Here is a 17,049-nt window from a genome sequence, read left to right on the forward strand (position 1 = left end):
GTTTCGCGGACATGATCCAGCCCACGACCCTCCAGCCGACCGCCCCGCACCCGATGCGCAAGGCGACACTTTTCCGGCACAAGGCGACACATCGGGCCCCGAGGGCGGTTTCTCCTCTGGACCGTGTAAACTGTGTAAACCTGCGTGGCCCGGAAAGCGGGGCGGGGATGGGCAGGCCCCGCCGGTTCGCGCCTGCCTGCCCGTCCGGCGCGGCGGGAACCCTTTCCTCCCGCGCCCCTTTCCCATCCGCCCCCGGTGCCTTTAAGACCGCAGGCGAAAGGCAGATCAATTCATGAGATTCGCATCAAAGGTCTGGAAGCTGCTGGTCGCGGTCAAGGACGGCATGGCGCTGCTGTTCCTGCTGCTGTTCTTCGGCCTCGTCTATGTCGCGCTGTCCGCGCGCCCCGCGCCCGGCCGGGTGGAAGACGGCGCGCTGCTGCTCGAACTGGACGGCACCGTGGTCGAGGAGAAGAGCCAGTCCGATCCCGTCGCGCTGCTGATGGGCGCGGGCGGATCGGTCCATGAATTCCAGGCCCGCGACATTGAGCGGGCGCTGCGCCTGGCGGCCACCGACAAGCGGATCAAGGTCGTCGTGCTCGACCTCTCGCGCTTCCTTGGCGGGCGTTACATCCACCTTCACGACATCGGCGAGGCCATCGACGAGGTCCGCAGAGCCGGCAAGCCGGTGCTGACGTTCGCCAACGCCTACGCCGATGACGGGGTACAGCTCGCCGCCCATGCCAGCGAGGCGTGGGTCGATCCGATGGGCGGGGCCTTCGTCACCGGGCCGGGCGGCAACCTGCAATTCTACAAGGGCCTGTTCGACAAGTTCAAGGTCAACGCCCACGTCTACCGCGTCGGCACCTACAAGTCGGCGGTCGAGCCCTACATGCGCGGCGACCTGTCTCCCGAAGCGCGCGAGGACTTCCAGTTCGTGCTCGACGCGCAGTGGAACGCCTACCGCGCCGAGATCGCCAGGGCGCGCCCCAAGGCGCAGCTCGACCGCATGACCGGCGACCCCGTCGCCTGGCTCAAGGCCTCGGGCGGCGACATCGCGCAGGCGGGCAAGGCCGCGGGCCTTATCGACCGGATCGGCGACCGGACCGAGTTCGAGAAGCGCGTCGAGGGCATCGCGGGCGAATCCGCGCAGGCCCGTCCCGGCGACAGGGACGCGCCCTCCTATGCCCACACCGGCCTCGCGACCTGGCTGGCGGCCAACCCGGTGAAGGACGAGGGCGCCGCGATCGGCGTCGTAACCATCGCCGGCGAGATCGTCGACGGCGATGCCGGGCCGGGCACCGCCGGCGGCGACCGCATCGCCGACCTGCTCGACGAGAATCTCGATGCGGGCAAGTACAAGGCGCTGGTGGTGCGGGTCGATTCGCCGGGCGGCTCGGTCATGGCCTCGGAACGCATCCGCCGCGCGATCCTGCGCTGGAAGGATGCCAAGATCCCGGTCGTGGTCTCGATGGGCAGCATGGCGGCAAGCGGCGGCTACTGGGTCTCGACCCCCGGCCAGCGCGTCTTCGCCGAACCCGCAACCGTCACCGGCTCGATCGGCGTCTTCGCGGTCATCACCAGTTTCGAGAAGACGCTCGCCGATTTCGGCGTCACCAGCGACGGGGTGGGCACCACGCCGCTATCGGGCCAGCCGGACCTGTTCGCCGGGCTGACGCCGGCGGTCGACGGCATGCTGCAGACCTCGGTGGAGAGCAACTACGCGCGCTTCCTCGACGTGGTCGGCAAGGCGCGCGGCAAGACCGCGCCGCAGGTCGACGCCGTCGCGCAGGGCCGCGTCTGGCCGGGCGCGGCGGCGCGGGCCAATGGGCTGGTCGACCAGATGGGCGGCTTCGGCGACGCCCTCGCCTATGCCGCGAAGCTGGGCAAGGTCGGTAACGGCAAGTGGCATGCGGCCTACCTGCAGGACGATCCCGACCCCTTCGCCGCTTTCATAGAAGGCCTGACCTCGGGCTCGCAGGAGCAGGCGGCGGGTTATGACTTCGCCGGGCTGGTCGCCACGCGGCAGCAATTGCTGGCAGGGCAGGCGGTGTCACGGATCGACGCACTGCTCGGCGCGAAGGGCGTGCAGGCCTATTGCCTGGAATGCGCGATGGAGCCGGATTATCGGCAGTCGGCCAAGGCGGCGGGGCAGGGCTCGAACGTGGCGATGCTGCTGCGGCTGGCGGGCTGGAAGTAGGTTGGAGACGATAGGAAAAACGTCGTCCCGGCCTTCGCGGGGACGACGTTTCACGCAGGGTTTTTCAGGTCCGGTCGATCACCATCCGCCTCAATCCGGCGGCGGCAGTTCCACCGGCGCGCTGTCCGGCTGGTCGTAGTTCGGGTTCTCCACCGGCGTTTCGTCCGGAGCTCCGGGCGCGCCGGGATCGGTGGGCGCGGGGAACTCCACGGGGGTGTCGCCCGGGTTGTCTGTTGACGGTTGGGTGGCCATGGTCGTCTCGCTCCTCAAGGTTGCCCCATCTCCTCTCCTGACGTGGGCACCGCCGGGGCGCTGTGCAAGGGGCGGTCGTTGCGCCTGCGACTCACGCAGTCTTGCCCTTTCGCGTACGACCTTATATGGGCCCGTCCCTTGAGTTTCAGGCTTCTCTCATGCGGGCGTGGCGGAATTGGTAGACGCGCTGGTTTTAGGTACCAGTATCGAAAGATGTGGGGGTTCGAGTCCCTTCGCCCGCACCAATCCGTCGCCCATGGGAGAGAGTGCCGCGTAATACGGGCCGCAGGGCCTTTTGGATTGCACAGGAAGGCATCGAAATGCAGATCGTCGAAACGACCAACGAAGGCCTGAAGCGCGCCTACACGGTCACCATCCCCGCCGCCGCCATCTCGTCCAAGGTCGAGGGTGAGATCAAGAAGATCGCGCCGCAGGTGAAGATGCCCGGCTTCCGCGCCGGCAAGGTTCCCGCCAACCTCGTCAAGAAGCTGCACGGCCCGGCGATCCACCAGGAAGCGCTGAACACCTCGATCCGCGAAGCGATGGACAAGCTGGTCGCCGACAACGCGCTGCGTCCGGCGATGAACCCCGACGTCCAGCTGGGCGAAGGCTACGAGGAAGGCAAGGACGCCGAGCTGACCGTCAGCCTCGAAATCCTGCCCAAGATCGAGACCCCTTCGCTCGAAGGCCTGAAGCTCGAGAAGCTGACCGTCGCGGTCGCTGACGATGCCGTGACCGAAGCGGTCGAGCGCATCGCCACCCAGCAGCAGCGCTTCGAGACCAAGGACGGCGCGGCCGCCGACGGCGACCAGGTCATCTGCGACTTCACCGGCAAGCTCGATGGCGTCGAGTTCGACGGCGGCAAGGCCGAGAAGCAGCCCATCGTGATCGGCGCCGGCCGCCTGATCCCGGGCTTCGAGGAGCAGCTGGTCGGCATCAAGGCCGGTGACGAGCGCACCATCACCGTGACCTTCCCCGAGGACTACCAGGCCGAGAACCTCGCCGGCAAGGAAGTCACCTTCGACATCGTCGCCCACGAGATCAAGGCGCCTGCCGAATCGAAGATCGACGACGATTTCGCCAAGGAACTGGGCCTCGAGAGCCTGGAGCAGCTCACCGGCCTGCTGCGCGGCCAGCTGGAGCAGGAAACTGCCGGCCTGACCCGTACCGCCATGAAGCGCTCGCTGCTCGACCAGCTGGCCGCCGGCCACGACTTCGAAGTGCCGCCGACCATGGTCGAGGCCGAATTCTCGCAGATCTGGCAGCAGCTCGTCCAGGAAGCCCAGGGCGAAGAAGATCCCGCCGCCGCGCTCGAGGAGATCGAGGCCGAGAAGGACGACTACCGCAAGATCGCCGAGCGCCGCGTGCGTCTGGGTCTGCTCCTGTCGGAAATCGGCCAGGCTAACGGCGTCGAAGTCACCCAGCAGGAAATGGGCATGCTGATGCAGCAGGCCGCGCAGCAGTACCGCCCGGAAGACCGCCAGCGCTTCTTCGAATATGTCCAGCAGGACCCGATGATGGCCGCCCAGCTGCGCGCCCCTCTCTATGAGGACAAGGTCGTCGACTTCCTCATCGAGAAGGCCGAAGTCACCGAGCGCGAAGTGACCCGCGAGGAACTGCAGGCCGCCATCGAAGCCGACACCGACGGCGCGACCGAAGAAAAGCCCGCCGCCAAGAAGGCTCCCGCCAAGAAGGCGAAGAAGGCCGACGACGCCGAAGCCGCAGCCGAGGAAGCGCCGAAGAAGGCCGCTGCGAAGAAGGCCGCGAAGAGCGCCGAAGAGCCCGCCGAAGGCGAGCGCGAGCCGGCCAAGAAGGCTCCCGCCAAGAAGGCCGCCAAGAGCTCCGAAGACGCCGTCGAAGGCGAGGCGGAAGCCAAGCCCGCAAAGAAGGCACCTGCCAAGAAGAAGGCGGCCGACACGGAGGGCTGAGCCCCTCTTTTCGGTCTGACCGTCACGAAAAACGGCCCGGTGCAGCGATGCGCCGGGCCGTTTTCGGTGTTCAATCCTTCCCGCCGCGAAACGACGGGGGCGAAAGCCCGCCCCGGCTATTCCTCCCAGCGTTTCAGCCCCGGCGGCGCCAGCGTCGCGCTCCGCGCCCGTTCGTATCCCGCGCCCGTGCGCAGGACCTTCGCGTCGTCCCACTTGCCCGCGATGAACGACAGTCCGACCGGCAGGCCTTCCACCGCGCCCATCGGCACCGAAAGGTGCGGGTAGCCCGCCACCGCGGCCAGCGCGCCGGCGCCGATGTCGAGGAAGTGGTCGCCGTTGACGGGGTCGATCGACGCGGCCGGGCCAGTGGTCGGGGCGACGAGCGCGTCGACCCTGTACTTCGCCATCAGCGCGTCGATGCCTTCCACACCCGCGAGCCGAGCGGCGTCACCGCGGTCCTTGGCGTACTGCGCGTCGTCGGTGGCGGCGAGGGCCTGCTCGAACAGCTCCTGGCCGTACCACCGCATTTCGTCGGCGGCGTGGACCTTGTTGAAGGCGATCAGCCCGGCGAGGTCGCGGGCGGGCGGGTTGCCGGGCAGCGCGGCGAGGTAGGCGGTGACGCTGCCATGGAACTCGTGGAGCAGGGCGGAGAACTCGGCCTCGCCGAGGCGCTCGGCGGGTTCGTAGTCGATCTCGACCACTTCGGCGCCGGCGCGCTTCATGTCGGCCACGGCCTGGTCGAACAGCGCAGTCAGCGCGGGCATAGGCCCGACCTGCCGGCGCAATACGCCGATCCTGACCCCCGCGAGGCTGGCCTTGTCCATTCCCTTGGTGAAATCGACCGCGTGGCGGGCCGCATCGGCGGTTGCGGGATCAGCCTTGTCGGGCCCGGCCATCGCGGTGAGCAGCAGCGCCGCGTCGTATACGCTCGTCGTCATCGGTCCGGCGGTGTCCTGCACGGGGCTGATCGGCACCACCAGCGAGCGGCTGACGAGGCCCACGGTGGGCTTGAAGCCTACCACGCCGTTCATCGAGGCGGGGCAGGTGATCGAGCCGTCGGTCTCGGTGCCGATGGCGGCCCAGGCAAGACCCGCCGCCACCGCCGCGCCGCTGCCCGAGGACGAGCCGCAGGGGCTACGGTCGAGCGCGTGGGGATTACGGGTCTGGCCGCCCACCGCGCTCCATCCGCTGGACGAGCGGTCGCCCCGGAAGTTCGCCCATTCGGAAAGGTTGGTCTTGCCCAGGATGACCGCGCCGGCGGCCCTAAGCCGCGCGACGAGTGGCGCGTCGCGGCCGGTGGCGTTGTCCCCGAGCGCCAGGCTGCCGGCGGTGGTCGGCATGTCGCGCGTCTCGATGTTGTCCTTCACCAGCACGGCGCGGCCGGCGAGCGGCCCCTTCACGCGCGCCGCCGCGGCGATCGATGCGGCGGGCGCGACCGCAACGACGGCATGGATCGCGGGGCCTGCGTCGTCGATCGCGGCGATCCGCTCGAGATAGGTGGCGGGTGTCTCCTGCGCTGGGGCGGAGACGGGGGAGAGGAGCGCTGCAAGGCAGATGGAACCGGATCGGCGCATGTTCTTGTGAAGTCCCCCGATGGGCGGCCCGTGCCGCGCAGTCGCGGGAGAACCTGCGCGGCCCCGCCCGGCATGGCAACCCCGTCGTTAACCGACCCCGCGCTGCAGTTGTCCGCAAGCGCCGCGCCGATTGATGGGTTAATCCCCTTGAATGTCGGCGCCAGCCACGCGACATAGGCGGTCCACACCCAGATGAGGACTCCCATGCTCGACCTGTTCGGCGCTTCGAACGCCCAAGGAAAGTTCCACACCGATCCCGTGACCGGCGCGCTCGTGCCGATGGTCGTCGAGCAGACCAGCCGCGGTGAGCGTAGCTTCGACATCTATTCGCGCCTCCTGCGCGAGCGCATCGTGTTCATCACCGGTCAGGTGGAGGACCACATGGCCTCGCTGATCGTCGCGCAGCTGCTGTTCCTCGAGTCGGAAAATCCCTCGAAGGACATCTCGATGTACATCAACTCGCCGGGCGGCGTGGTGACCGCCGGCATGGCGATCCACGACACCATGCAGTACATCAAGCCGCGCGTGTCGACCGTGTGCATCGGCCAGGCCGCTTCGATGGGCAGCTTCCTGCTCGCCGCCGGCGAGCCGGGCATGCGCATCGCGCTGCCGAACGCCCGCATCATGGTGCACCAGCCTTCGGGCGGCGCGCAGGGCATGGCGTCCGACATCGAGATCCAGGCGCGCGAGATCCTGCGCATGCGCCGCCGCCTGAACGATCTCTACGTGAAGTACACCGGCAAGACGCTCGACGCGATCGAGAAGGCGATGGACCGCGACACCTTCCTCGAAGCCGATGAAGCGCTGGCGTTCGGCCTCGTCGACAAGGTCTTCGAAACGCGGCCGGAAGGCGACAAGCCCGCGGGCTGATACTCGGTCCTGAAACGGGACCGGTGCTTCAGGCTATCGCAAGGATTTGGCGGTAGCATTGCAAAACCGGTCCCCCACGGGGTAGAGTGGACGAGTCGCCTCGATTGGAGGCTAAAGACGGAAAATGACGAAATTGAGCGGATCTGACGCGAAAAGCACCCTTTACTGCAGCTTCTGCGGCAAGTCGCAGCACGAAGTGCGTAAGCTGATCGCGGGACCAACGGTCTTCATCTGCGACGAATGCGTCGAGCTTTGCAACGACATCATTCGCGAGGAAACGAAGGCCGGCATCGCGGGGCGCAAGGACGGCGAAGTCGTCTCCCCCCGCGAAATCTGCGAGACGCTGAACGACTACGTGATCGGACAGGAGCGCGCCAAGCGTGTCCTGTCGGTGGCTGTCCACAACCACTACAAGCGCCTCAAGCACAGCGGCAAGCAGGGCGACGTCGAGCTTTCGAAGTCGAACATCCTGCTAGTCGGGCCGACCGGCTCGGGCAAGACGCTGCTCGCGCAGACGCTCGCCAAGACGTTCGACGTGCCCTTCACGATGGCCGACGCCACCACGCTGACCGAAGCCGGTTACGTGGGCGAGGATGTGGAAAACATCATCCTCAAGCTGCTCCAGTCCTCCGACTACAACGTCGAGAAGGCGCAGCAGGGCATCGTCTACATCGACGAGATCGACAAGATCAGCCGCAAGGCCGAGAACCCGTCGATCACGCGCGACGTGTCGGGCGAAGGCGTGCAGCAGGCTCTGCTCAAGCTGATGGAAGGCACCACCGCTTCGGTTCCGCCGCAGGGCGGCCGCAAGCACCCGCAGCAGGAATTCCTGCAGGTGGACACGACCAACATCCTGTTCATCTGCGGCGGCGCCTTTGCGGGTCTCGACAAGATCATCGCCGACCGCCTGCAGAAGCGTTCGATCGGTTTCGGCGCGCACGTCGCCGATCCGGACAAGCGCCGCGTGGGTGAACTGCTCCAGAAGGCCGAGCCCGAGGATCTCCTCAAGTTCGGCCTGATCCCCGAATTCGTCGGCCGCCTGCCGGTGATTGCGACCCTCAACGACCTCGACATCGAGGCGCTGGTCAAGATCCTCAAGGAACCGAAGAACGCGCTGATCAAGCAGTATGCGCGCCTGTTCGAGCTGGAAGACGTGGAGCTGACCTTCACCGACGACGCGCTCGAGGCGATCGCGCAGAAGGCCATCGAACGCAAGACCGGTGCGCGGGGGCTGCGCTCGATCGTGGAAGGGCTGCTGCTCGACACCATGTTCGACCTGCCGACCGAGCGCGACATCGCCGAAGTCGTCGTCGACAAAGACGTGGTGGAGGGCCGCAAGCAGCCCGTCCGCGTCCTCAAGGGCGACAAGGCCGAAGAAGCCGCCTGACGCTTCCCAGCGCCATAGGCTAAAAATCGAAAGGCCGCTCACTGTGAGGTGGGCGGCCTTTTCGTTGAGCCCGCAATGGGCATCGCCGGCGGTCGTGCAATTATCCCCTGGTCGTCACCCCCGCTTTCGCGGGAATGACGAAGAGGTTTGATCCGACCCGATCGGTCTAGCGCGTGCGACCGCGGAAGAAGTTGACGATCGCCAGCAGGATGACAGCGCCGACGAAGGCGATGATCAGGCCAGTGATCGAGAATTCCTGGACGCTGCCACGGATCCCGAACAGCGGGCCCGACAGGGCGTTGCCGATGACCGAGCCGACGCAGCCAACCACGATATTGAGGAAGATGCCCATCGAAGCGTCGCGCTTCATCACCATGCTGGCCAACCAGCCTGCGATACCACCGACGATCAGTGCAATGATCCAACCCATTGGAAGTCTCCCTGTTTGAATAATAATTTGTGGCTTACCGATCGGGCTTCGATCGGTCCGGCCGGACTTGAATTCAGCGGGTCAGCCTGGAGGCTTCGCGCTTTTCGGAATAGCGTTTGATCGCGTAACCACCGACCGCTGCGGCGACGAGCCCCAGTGGGCCCATGCGGCGCATGACCGTCGCCGCGCCGACGCCCAGCAGGGCACCGCCGGTCCCGCCGACACCGTCGACGTGATGCGAAATACGTTTGCCTGCGACGGCGCCGATAATCTTGCCGATCATATGAATCTCCTATGGACGCACAACGGACCGGCAGGCCCTAATGTTCCGCTGCCTAAGGGATTCTACGCAGCGAGGTATCGTTCGAGGTCGTCGCTGCCGCCGATCCGCTCGCCGTCGATGAACACCTGCGGCGTGGTATCGACGCCATGCTGGCGTTCGAACGCATCCACCTCCTCGCGTGCGGAGAGGATATTGTCTTCGACCTCGTAGCCTGCGCCTTCCAGCATCTGCTTGGCGCGCAGGCCGAAGGGGCAGGTGTGCTCGGGCAGGACCATGCGGTACAGTTCCGCTGTCTTGGTATCGGCCAACGCGCGTCTCCATCGCGGGACGGAATGTCCCCCCTTGAAGCGTGCGACGCGGCCGGGCGTTCCCGCGCACCGGGCCGCGCTCGCGATATTGCCGCCCGCTGCTTGGCAACGTCGCCCCGCCGCCGCACGCTGGAGGAAAGAAAGACCAGGAGAGAGAGAACGATGGCGCGCATTCCGGTTTCGCGGGTGATCCACACGATCCATGCCACCACCGACATCTACAAGTGCCGCCTACTTTACCAGGACGCGCTTGGCGGCCTCGTCTTCGCCGAAAACTATTTCCCGGCCGAGGACCGCGACGCGGCGCTGCTCTACGTGACCGACCACATGGTCGAGCCGATGGCGCCACGCAGCGCACAGGACCTGACCAAGCCCTATGCACGGCAGGCGGCGCGGATCGGGCAGCAGTTCCACTCCTTCGAGATCAAGGTGGCGGACGGCAAGGCAGCCGGCGCCGCCTTCCGCGAAGCGGGCTGCACCGTCGCCAGTGACTACGGTGTGTTCTTCTTCGTGAAGCCCGAATCGACCGGCGGCGTGCTGATCGAGGTCTGCGAGTTGCCGATGCCCAATGATCCGTGGGAACGCGGCAACTGGGACCCGAAGGTCGGGGCAGGCCACCACTGCACGGTGACCGGCCTCGATCACATTGCCTGCGTCACCGCCGACATCGACGCGGCACTGCGGTTCTTCACCGAGGTCATCGACGGGGAGGTGCTGGAGGATGCGGCCACCACGCTGCCGCAGCCGGGGCGGCGCGTGCTGCTGCGCGTCGGCGACACCCGCGTGGCTTTCGTCCAGCCCGACGATCCGTCCTCGGGGCGGCTGGGGGCGTTCCTGGCAGCGCCGCAGAACGGGATCTATGCTCTCGTCTGGAAGGTGGCGGACGAGCCCCGGGCGCGGGGGCATTTCGAGGGCAAGCTCGGACTGCGCCTGACGGGCGAGGGCTGCGTCTCCCCCGGCTTTGCGATCGATCCGGACGACTTCCTCGGGGCCCGGCACGAGTTCGTGCCCGGCTGAGGTTCAGACCACCGCTTCGCTTTCGAGCGCACAGGGGCTCTGGGCATCGGTCTCGATCTGGATGGTGGGGTGGCCGATGCCGAACTCATGCGCGAGGTCCTCGGCGAGTTCGCACAGGAACGCGTCGCCCGGCTGGCCGCCAGGGATGAGGAGGTGCGCGGTGAGGGCGGTCTCGGTCGTGCTCATCGGCCAGATGTGGAGGTCGTGGACGCGGGTGACGCCGGGCCGGGCCTCGAGAAAGGCACGCACCTTCGTGCCGTCGATGCCCTCGGGCACGCCGAGCATGCCCATGTGCAGCGCATCGCGCAGCAGGCCCCAGCTCGACCAGGCGATGACTGCGGTGATGACCAGCGAGGCGATCGGATCGACCAGCGCCCAGCCGGTCTGCAGGATGACAACCCCCGCGACCACCACGCCGACCGACACCAGCGCGTCGGCCATGAGGTGGAGGAAGGCGGCGCGCAGGTTCAGGTCGGACTTCGCACCCCGCGCGAACAGCAGCGCGGAGAGCGCGTTGACCGCGATGCCGAGCCCCGCAACCACCATCATTGTCGTGCCCGCGACGGGTGCGGGCTCGGCGATGCGGCGGAGCGTCTCGACCAGGATTGCCCCGATCGCCACCCACAGCAGCGCGGCATTGGCGATGGCGGCGAGGATCGAGGAGCTCTTGAGCCCGTAGGTGAAGCGCTCCGAGGGCGGGCGGGCCGACAATACGCTCGCCGCCCAGGCCAGCACCAGAGAGAGCACATCCGAGAGATTGTGTCCGGCGTCCGCCAGCAGCGCCATCGAGCCGCTCAGCAACCCGGCCGAAACCTCGGCGACGACGAACAGCGCGTTGAGCGTGACCGCGATTGCGAAGGCCCGGCCGATGCTGCCCGGTGCCGGGGGGGGATGATGGCCGTGCCCATGGTGATGCCCATGACCATGGCCGTGCTGATGTCCGTGTTGATGCTGATGTCCGGCGCTCATGGCGACGAGGATTGCCACGCTGGAAGGGGCCGTATCAAGCTATGACGTAACATCACACCGACTGGCCGTTCCTTAAGGGTTTTCCGCCGCAAAAGTGGGACGCAAGCGCAGCAATGGCTTTTCCCGGCGCGTGGCATTTATGCCGCAGTGCACTATATCACATAGTTTATAACCGTATGAAATATAACGATATATATGCGAGATAACGGCTTATGTGACCATAGTGTCACAAAATTTCGCGCGGCTGTAGCCAAATGATTCCCAAATGTCAGAAAGTTGTCATATGGCCCTGCTCTTAGCAGCCGCAGCAATCAGCGCGGCGCAAGCAGTTCGTCGCAACATTGTGACCACTCCAGTCTGACTAGCTCAGGGGCATACGATGAAAATTCACACCCTCCTTTCCACGGCGACCAGCACCCTGGCCGTCGGCGCCGCATTCCTCGCAATGCCTGCCTTCGCGCAGTCCACCGGTTCGCTCGACTTCGAAGAGGGCGAGATCGTCGTCACCGGCCAGACGCAGCGAGGCGTCGCCGGCGTTCAGCTGCCGCCGACCACCAAGGCCAAGCAGGTCCTGACGCAGGAGATCATCTCCACGCAGGCTCCGGGCCAGTCGATCAACGACATCATCAACCTGGTCCCGGGCGTCAGCTTCCAGAACAACGATCCGTTCGGTTCGGCCGGCGGCACGCTGACCATCCGCGGTTTCGACGACGGCCGCATCTCGCAGACCTTCGACGGTATCCCGCTGAACGACACGGGCGGCTATGCGCTCTACTCGAACCAGCAGCTCGACCCCGAGCTGATCGAGCAGGTCAACGTCAACCTCGGCTCGACCGACGTCGACTCGCCGACCGCCGCCGCCACCGGTTCGACCGTCAACTATCGCACTCGCAACCCCACCGACGAGTTCGGCGCGCGCATGCTGGGTTCGGTCGGTGACTTCAACTTCATGCGCCTGTTCGGCGAGATCGACACCGGCGTCCTGAACTCATCGGGCACCAAGGCGTTCTTCGCGGCTTCGAAGGCGACCAACGACGCGGTCTTTGGCAAGATCGGCCAGATCGACAAGATGCAGCTGAACGCCAAGATCTACCAGCCGCTCGGCGACAACGGCGATTTTATCTCGATCGCCGGCCACTGGAATCGCAACCGCAACAACTTCTTCGGTTCGGTGCCCCTGCGCAACGACCCGACCCGCATCGTCAACAGCGCCACGGGCGTGGGCCGCTTCCCGAACACCAAGGCGGAGCGCGACGACTACGACGTCGGCGCCTACGACGCGGCCCGCTGCCCGGCTGCTGCAGGTGTGGGCGGCGTTGCCGATGTGGTCGCTGCGGACAGCTGCGGTTCGCTCTACGAGTACCGCTTCAACCCCTCGAACACCGGCAACATCCGCATCAACTCGAAGTTCACGCTCAGCGACAAGCTGACGCTGACCGTCGATCCGAGCATCCAGTACACCAAGGCCAACGGTGGCGGCACCGTCATCGCGCGTGAAGGCTTCTACACGCAGACCGCCAATGCCACGCGCGCCGCGATCACGGCCGCTCAGCGGGTGTCTGGCTATCTCGGCGGCGTGCCCTACTTCGGCGGCGTCGATCTCAATGGCGACGGCGACACGCTCGACCAGGTCCGCGTCCTCGCTCCGAGCAACACCGAAACCTGGCGCCTGGGCGTCATCGCCTCGCTGCGTTACGACTTCGACGAATACAACCGCATCCGCGTTGCCTACTCGTACGACCGCGGACGTCACCGCCAGACCGGCGAAGTCAGCCTGATCAAGCCGAACGGTTTCGCGACCGACGTCTTCTCCGACAGCTCGCTGACCGATGCCGACGGCAACGTCCTGCAGAAGCGCGACCGCCTGTCCTACGCGATCCTACACCAGGTTTCGGGTGAATACTCGGGTGACTACCTGAACGACACGCTGCACCTGAACATCGGCGTGCGCGCACCGTTCTTCAAGCGGAACCTGACCAACAACTGCCTCGCCACCAGCGCTTCGGGCTTCGTCGACTGCTTCACCACCAACACGGTGGACCAGGCGACCTACGCCAACGCCAACCCCACCTACAAGCTGCCGCAGCAGCGCATCTTCAACTACAACAAGGTGCTGCCGAACGCCGGTTTCGTCTATGACTTCACCGACGCGGCGAGCCTGAACTTCAACTACTCGAAGGGCCTGCAGCCCCCGGGCACCGACAACCTCTACCAGTCGTTCTGGTTCTCCGAGGACTCGGCGCAGGCGACCCCCGGCGTCGAAACCACCGACAACTTCGACCTTGGCGTCCGCTACACATCGGGCATCATCCAGGCGATGCTGACCGGTTGGTACACGATCTACCACAACCGCCTGGCCTCGTCGTACGACCGCGACCTCAACGTCACGATCTACCGTAACCTCGGCCGCGTGGACAAGTACGGCATCGACGGCAGCTTCGCCGTCCGCCCGATCCCCGAAGCCAGCATCTACCTCTTCGGTTCGTACCTGAAGTCGGAGATCAAGGAAGACGTCGAAACCGGCAACGGCGTGTTTGCCCCGACCAAGGGCAAGCGTGAAGCCGGCGCTCCGGTCTACACCTTCGGTGCCCGCGCCGATGCCAACATCGGCCCGGTCTCACTGGGCGCGCAGGCCAAGCGCACCGGCCCGCGTTACGTCAACGACGTCAACATGCCGATCATGAGCGGCACGACGCAGGTCTACGGCAAGAAGACCCCGGCCTACACGCTGGTGGACCTCGACGCCAAGGTGAAGCTGGACTTCGCCGGCCTGGGCGACCGCACGTTCCTGCAGCTCAACGTGCTGAACGTCTTCGACAAGCTTTATGTCGGCGGCTTCGATGGCGCGGGCACGTCGGCCACTTCGGTGCCGTTCGCGCAGATCGGCTCGCCGCGTACCTTCATCGGTTCGATCAGCTTCGGCTTCTGATCGCCTCCGCTTCGGTAACGGAACAGGGAAGGGGAGGAACCGCAGGGTTCCTCCCCTTTTCCGTTGAGTCGCAGGGCTCATCCTCCCTGCGGTAAATCGGCGACCCGCTTGCCTAGCCGGCGACCTCGGATAGTTTCCGGGCCGAGGGAGAGAGTGATGGCATGGGATGCGCAGGCGCGCGATCGGCAGGTTCTGGGGGCAGGCGAGCGCTTGAGCTTTCTCGACGAGGGGCAGCTCGACGAGCGGCACCGTGAGGCGATGGAGCAGCTTCGGGTGCTTTACGGCTATCCCGAGGGGATGCCGCTGGCGCCGTTCTTCGCGAACCTGGCGCACAGTCCCGAATTCTTCGCCGGCTACATGGCGCTCGGCGTCACCGCCTCGACCCGCTCGGCGCTGCCTGACCGGGTTCGTGAACTGGCGATCCTGCGCACCAGCTGGCTCTGCGGCGCGCCCTATGCCTGGGGCGAGCACGTCCACGCCACGCGCGAACGGCTGTTCCGCGCCGAGGAGATCGAATGGATCGTCGAGGGCTCGGGCGCGCCGGGGTGGGACGATCTCGACCGCGCCGTGCTGCACGCGGTGGAGGACCTGCACGGCGATGCGATGATCTGCGACGCGACCTGGGACGCGCTCGCCCCGCATTTAGACGAGCGGCAACTGCTCGAACTGCCGATCGTGATCGGGCACTACGTGATGACGGCCTATGTCCAGAACAGCTTGCGCACCCGCCTGACCGACCACGGGCAGGGGCTGGCGGCGCGCTGAACCTCGATCACTCGTAGACGCAGGCGTCGTAGCCCTCGCGCTTCACCGTGCCGATGCGCGCGGCGATGGTGTTGCCGTAGCGGCGAGTAAAACCTGCCGGGTTCTTGACGCTGCGCTTCTTGGGGCTGGGGAGGGCGGCGGCCATCCGGCCCGCCTCGGCGGGGGTGAGGTTGGCGGCCGACTTGCCGAAGTAGCGCTGGGCCCCGGCCTCGACCCCGTAGGTGCCGATGCCGGTCTCGGCGACGTTGAGGTAGACCTCCATGATCCGCCGCTTGTCCCACAGGTTCTCGATCAGGAAGGTGAACCAGACTTCTAGCCCCTTGCGGGCGTAGCGGGTCCAGCCGTCGCCCTGCCAGAGGAAGACGTTCTTGGCGGTCTGCTGGCTGATCGTGGAGCCGCCCCGGATGCGGCCGCCCCTGGCGTTGCGCTCCATCGCCTTTTCGATCGCGTCGGTGTCGAAACCGTTGTGCGAGCAGAACTTCCCGTCCTCGGCGGCGACCACGGCCGCGACCATGTTGCGGTCGATGTTGCTCAGCGGTTCCCAGTCCTTGGTGATGCCGTTGCCGTCGACCAGCATCGTCACCGTCACCGGCGGCGGCACAAAGCGGTAGAGCACCGTCACTGCCACGCTGATCGCGACGAACCAGAGGATGAACTTGGCGATAAAGCGCATGAGTGGGAACGGGCCTCGATTGAGTGGATGTCGGCTCCCTCTCTAGTCGAAACGGCGGCGGTTGCGCCAGCGGCTCCGTCAGCCCCGCCCCGCCGATGCCTGTATTCGCAGTTGCGCCCTTTCGTTTGCAGTTGCGACCGTTCTTGCCGATAACTCTGCCAACTAAAAGAACGGGAGAACACGGGCATGGCGGCATCCTTCGCAGCCGGATGGAGGCAGGTGGCGGTCGGCTTCATGCTGCTGGCGGCCACCGGCATGGTCGCCTCGACCTACTCGATCGTCGCGGTGCCGCTGGCGAGGGAGTTCCAGCCGAGCCGGACGGTGCTGATGCTGGCGATGACGGTACTCTCTGGGACCAGCGCGGTGCTCGCACCGCTGCTCGGGAACCTGATGGACCGCGTGCCGCTCAGGCGCCTGATGCTGACGGGAGGTGTGTGCCTGGCGCTGGGCTATGCGGCGATGTCGCTGGCGACCTCGTTCACCCAGGTGCTCGTCATCTTCGGTGTGCTGATCGCGCCGGCCAACGTGCTGATCGGGCCGGTGGCGATCACCGTGCTGCTCTCGCGCTGGTTCGCGCAGAAGCGGGGGCGGGCGGTGGGCATCGCCATAGCCGGGATTTCGGCAGGCGGGTTCTTCTTCCCGCTTATCATCCAGGCGCTGCTCAATGCCAACGAGTGGCGCCCGGCGCTGCAGCTCCTGAGCCTCGTGCTGTTGGCCTGGACGATCCCGGTGACCCTGCTGGTGATCGACCGCCCCGCCGATCGCGGGCTCAATCCGGACGGTGCCGCGGAAGCTCCCCAACTGAGCAGGGAGGAACTGGCCAAGGCGCCGATCTCCGCGCGGGAGGTGCTGAGCGATCCGACCTTCTGGGTGCTGGCGGTGACCGTCAGCATCGTCACCGCCGGGCTCAAGGGCACGATCACCAACCTCGCGCCGCTCGCGATCGACGCGGGTATCCAGGCCAAGGACGCGGCCTCCCTGATTTCGATCTACGCGGCCTGCGGCTTCATCGCCAAGCTGAACTTCGCGGCGCTCTCGGACCGGCTGGGCGCGCGCACGCTGATGTACATCTCGCTGGCGGGGTTCTCGGTCGGGATGGTCTGTCTGACCCAGGCGATGAGGGGCTACTGGACGATCGCCTTCGGCATCGCGCTCGCAGGCCTGTTCGGCGGGCTGATGGTCCCGGCCGAGAGCTATCTCGCCCCGCGTGTCTTCGGGCAGCGCGCGGTAGGGCGGGCGATGGGGCTGCTGTCGGGCACGATCCTGCTGGCCATGCTGGCGACGCCGCCCATCTTCGGACTGATCTTCGACCTGTTCGGCAGCTATACCGGGGTGTTCTGGACCTTCGCCGGTCTTGCGCTGCTGGCGCTGACGTGGGTGCGCATCATCCGCATGCACCCGCGCGGTGAGGCGGCGCCGGCATAAGAAAAGCCGGGCGACCCTCGCGGATGGCCCGGCTTTCTTTTG

General features: G+C 66.4%; 15 protein-coding genes and 1 tRNA gene. 9 read left to right on the forward strand and 7 right to left on the reverse strand.

All coding sequences use genetic code 11. The features are described from left to right. The first annotated feature begins 292 nt into the window (after positions 1-292). Entirely contained in the window at positions 293-2,197 is a 1,905-nt protein-coding gene (gene sppA, locus AC07M9_RS03020; protein ID WP_494881208.1) for a signal peptide peptidase SppA, read from the forward strand. A gap of 90 nt (positions 2,198-2,287) precedes the next feature. Here the strand turns inward: sppA and AC07M9_RS03025 are convergent, their stop codons facing one another. After that, entirely contained in the window at positions 2,288-2,449 is a 162-nt protein-coding gene (locus tag AC07M9_RS03025) for a hypothetical protein (protein WP_494881209.1), read from the reverse strand. Between the two features lie 160 nt (positions 2,450-2,609). Between AC07M9_RS03025 and AC07M9_RS03030 the strand changes: the two genes are divergently transcribed. Together AC07M9_RS03030 and tig are read left to right on the forward strand one after the other, a co-directional pair. Beyond that, positions 2,610-2,694: transfer RNA gene (locus AC07M9_RS03030), tRNA-Leu, on the forward strand. Between the two features lie 75 nt (positions 2,695-2,769). Further along, positions 2,770-4,377: a trigger factor gene (gene tig, locus AC07M9_RS03035; protein ID WP_494881211.1), complete on the forward strand. Its 1,608-nt coding sequence runs from the start codon at positions 2,770-2,772 to the stop codon at positions 4,375-4,377. Positions 4,378-4,493: 116 nt separating this feature from the next. Here tig and AC07M9_RS03040 read toward each other — a convergent pair whose 3' ends face one another. Next, positions 4,494-5,951 (reverse strand): amidase, encoded by a 1,458-nt coding sequence (locus AC07M9_RS03040; RefSeq protein WP_494881212.1) that lies wholly within the window; start codon positions 5,949-5,951, stop codon positions 4,494-4,496. Positions 5,952-6,155: 204 nt separating this feature from the next. On the opposite strand from AC07M9_RS03040, the gene clpP reads away from it, so the two are divergent. Beyond that, positions 6,156-6,821 (forward strand): ATP-dependent Clp endopeptidase proteolytic subunit ClpP, encoded by a 666-nt coding sequence (gene clpP / locus AC07M9_RS03045; RefSeq protein WP_007681973.1) that lies wholly within the window; start codon positions 6,156-6,158, stop codon positions 6,819-6,821. 124 nt (positions 6,822-6,945) lie between these two features. Next, the gene (clpX, locus tag AC07M9_RS03050) at positions 6,946-8,208 is read left to right on the forward strand and encodes an ATP-dependent Clp protease ATP-binding subunit ClpX (RefSeq protein WP_007681972.1); all 1,263 of its coding nucleotides are present in this window, start codon (positions 6,946-6,948) and stop codon (positions 8,206-8,208) included. Positions 8,209-8,374: 166 nt separating this feature from the next. Here the strand turns inward: clpX and AC07M9_RS03055 are convergent, their stop codons facing one another. The 3 genes from AC07M9_RS03055 to AC07M9_RS03065 form a co-directional block, all read right to left on the reverse strand. After that, positions 8,375-8,638: a GlsB/YeaQ/YmgE family stress response membrane protein gene (locus AC07M9_RS03055; protein ID WP_494881213.1), complete on the reverse strand. Its 264-nt coding sequence runs from the start codon at positions 8,636-8,638 to the stop codon at positions 8,375-8,377. A gap of 73 nt (positions 8,639-8,711) precedes the next feature. Then, positions 8,712-8,921 (reverse strand): hypothetical protein, encoded by a 210-nt coding sequence (locus AC07M9_RS03060; protein ID WP_494881214.1) that lies wholly within the window; start codon positions 8,919-8,921, stop codon positions 8,712-8,714. Between the two features lie 62 nt (positions 8,922-8,983). Beyond that, a complete protein-coding gene (locus tag AC07M9_RS03065; protein WP_494881216.1) occupies positions 8,984-9,229 on the reverse strand; it encodes a glutaredoxin domain-containing protein in 246 nt (81 codons plus the stop codon). A 162-nt stretch (positions 9,230-9,391) separates the two neighbouring features. On the opposite strand from AC07M9_RS03065, the gene AC07M9_RS03070 reads away from it, so the two are divergent. After that, complete coding sequence (locus tag AC07M9_RS03070) at positions 9,392-10,246, forward strand: VOC family protein (RefSeq protein ID WP_494881217.1); 855 nt, start codon at positions 9,392-9,394, stop codon at positions 10,244-10,246. 3 nt (positions 10,247-10,249) lie between these two features. Here AC07M9_RS03070 and AC07M9_RS03075 read toward each other — a convergent pair whose 3' ends face one another. Beyond that, positions 10,250-11,215, reverse strand: a complete 966-nt coding sequence (locus AC07M9_RS03075; RefSeq protein WP_494881219.1) for a cation diffusion facilitator family transporter — start codon at positions 11,213-11,215, stop codon at positions 10,250-10,252. A gap of 379 nt (positions 11,216-11,594) precedes the next feature. Here AC07M9_RS03075 and AC07M9_RS03080 point away from each other — a divergent pair, with 379 nt between their 5' ends. Both AC07M9_RS03080 and AC07M9_RS03085 read left to right on the forward strand, forming a co-directional pair. Next, positions 11,595-14,144, forward strand: coding sequence for a TonB-dependent receptor (locus AC07M9_RS03080; RefSeq protein ID WP_494881221.1), 2,550 nt, complete (start codon positions 11,595-11,597; stop codon positions 14,142-14,144). 156 nt (positions 14,145-14,300) lie between these two features. Beyond that, the gene (locus AC07M9_RS03085) at positions 14,301-14,909 is read left to right on the forward strand and encodes a carboxymuconolactone decarboxylase family protein (protein ID WP_494881223.1); all 609 of its coding nucleotides are present in this window, start codon (positions 14,301-14,303) and stop codon (positions 14,907-14,909) included. Between the two features lie 7 nt (positions 14,910-14,916). Here AC07M9_RS03085 and mtgA read toward each other — a convergent pair whose 3' ends face one another. After that, positions 14,917-15,582 carry a monofunctional biosynthetic peptidoglycan transglycosylase gene (mtgA, locus tag AC07M9_RS03090; RefSeq protein WP_494881225.1) on the reverse strand — a complete coding sequence of 222 codons (666 nt, stop codon included), beginning with the start codon at positions 15,580-15,582 and terminating at the stop codon, positions 14,917-14,919. A gap of 186 nt (positions 15,583-15,768) precedes the next feature. Between mtgA and AC07M9_RS03095 the strand changes: the two genes are divergently transcribed. Next, positions 15,769-17,007, forward strand: a complete 1,239-nt coding sequence (locus AC07M9_RS03095; RefSeq protein ID WP_494881227.1) for an MFS transporter — start codon at positions 15,769-15,771, stop codon at positions 17,005-17,007. The last annotated feature ends 42 nt before the right edge of the window (positions 17,008-17,049 follow it).

The organism is Novosphingobium sp. GW821-FHT09E05, from assembly GCF_059416165.1.

What these genes read in the sequence shown, in the direction of transcription:
- AC07M9_RS03025 (WP_494881209.1), bottom strand. Translation starts at nt 2,449, where the DNA reads ATGGCCACCCAACCGTCAACAGACAACCCGGGCGACACCCCCGTGGAG.
- clpP (WP_007681973.1), top strand. Translation starts at nt 6,156, where the DNA reads ATGCTCGACCTGTTCGGCGCTTCGAACGCCCAAGGAAAGTTCCACACC.
- sppA (WP_494881208.1), top strand. Translation starts at nt 293, where the DNA reads ATGAGATTCGCATCAAAGGTCTGGAAGCTGCTGGTCGCGGTCAAGGAC.
- AC07M9_RS03095 (WP_494881227.1), top strand. Translation starts at nt 15,769, where the DNA reads ATGGCGGCATCCTTCGCAGCCGGATGGAGGCAGGTGGCGGTCGGCTTC.
- AC07M9_RS03040 (WP_494881212.1), bottom strand. Translation starts at nt 5,951, where the DNA reads ATGCGCCGATCCGGTTCCATCTGCCTTGCAGCGCTCCTCTCCCCCGTC.
- clpX (WP_007681972.1), top strand. Translation starts at nt 6,946, where the DNA reads ATGACGAAATTGAGCGGATCTGACGCGAAAAGCACCCTTTACTGCAGC.
- AC07M9_RS03085 (WP_494881223.1), top strand. Translation starts at nt 14,301, where the DNA reads ATGGCATGGGATGCGCAGGCGCGCGATCGGCAGGTTCTGGGGGCAGGC.
- mtgA (WP_494881225.1), bottom strand. Translation starts at nt 15,582, where the DNA reads ATGCGCTTTATCGCCAAGTTCATCCTCTGGTTCGTCGCGATCAGCGTG.
- AC07M9_RS03060 (WP_494881214.1), bottom strand. Translation starts at nt 8,921, where the DNA reads ATGATCGGCAAGATTATCGGCGCCGTCGCAGGCAAACGTATTTCGCAT.
- AC07M9_RS03075 (WP_494881219.1), bottom strand. Translation starts at nt 11,215, where the DNA reads ATGAGCGCCGGACATCAGCATCAACACGGACATCAGCACGGCCATGGT.
- tig (WP_494881211.1), top strand. Translation starts at nt 2,770, where the DNA reads ATGCAGATCGTCGAAACGACCAACGAAGGCCTGAAGCGCGCCTACACG.
- AC07M9_RS03055 (WP_494881213.1), bottom strand. Translation starts at nt 8,638, where the DNA reads ATGGGTTGGATCATTGCACTGATCGTCGGTGGTATCGCAGGCTGGTTG.
- AC07M9_RS03080 (WP_494881221.1), top strand. Translation starts at nt 11,595, where the DNA reads ATGAAAATTCACACCCTCCTTTCCACGGCGACCAGCACCCTGGCCGTC.
- AC07M9_RS03070 (WP_494881217.1), top strand. Translation starts at nt 9,392, where the DNA reads ATGGCGCGCATTCCGGTTTCGCGGGTGATCCACACGATCCATGCCACC.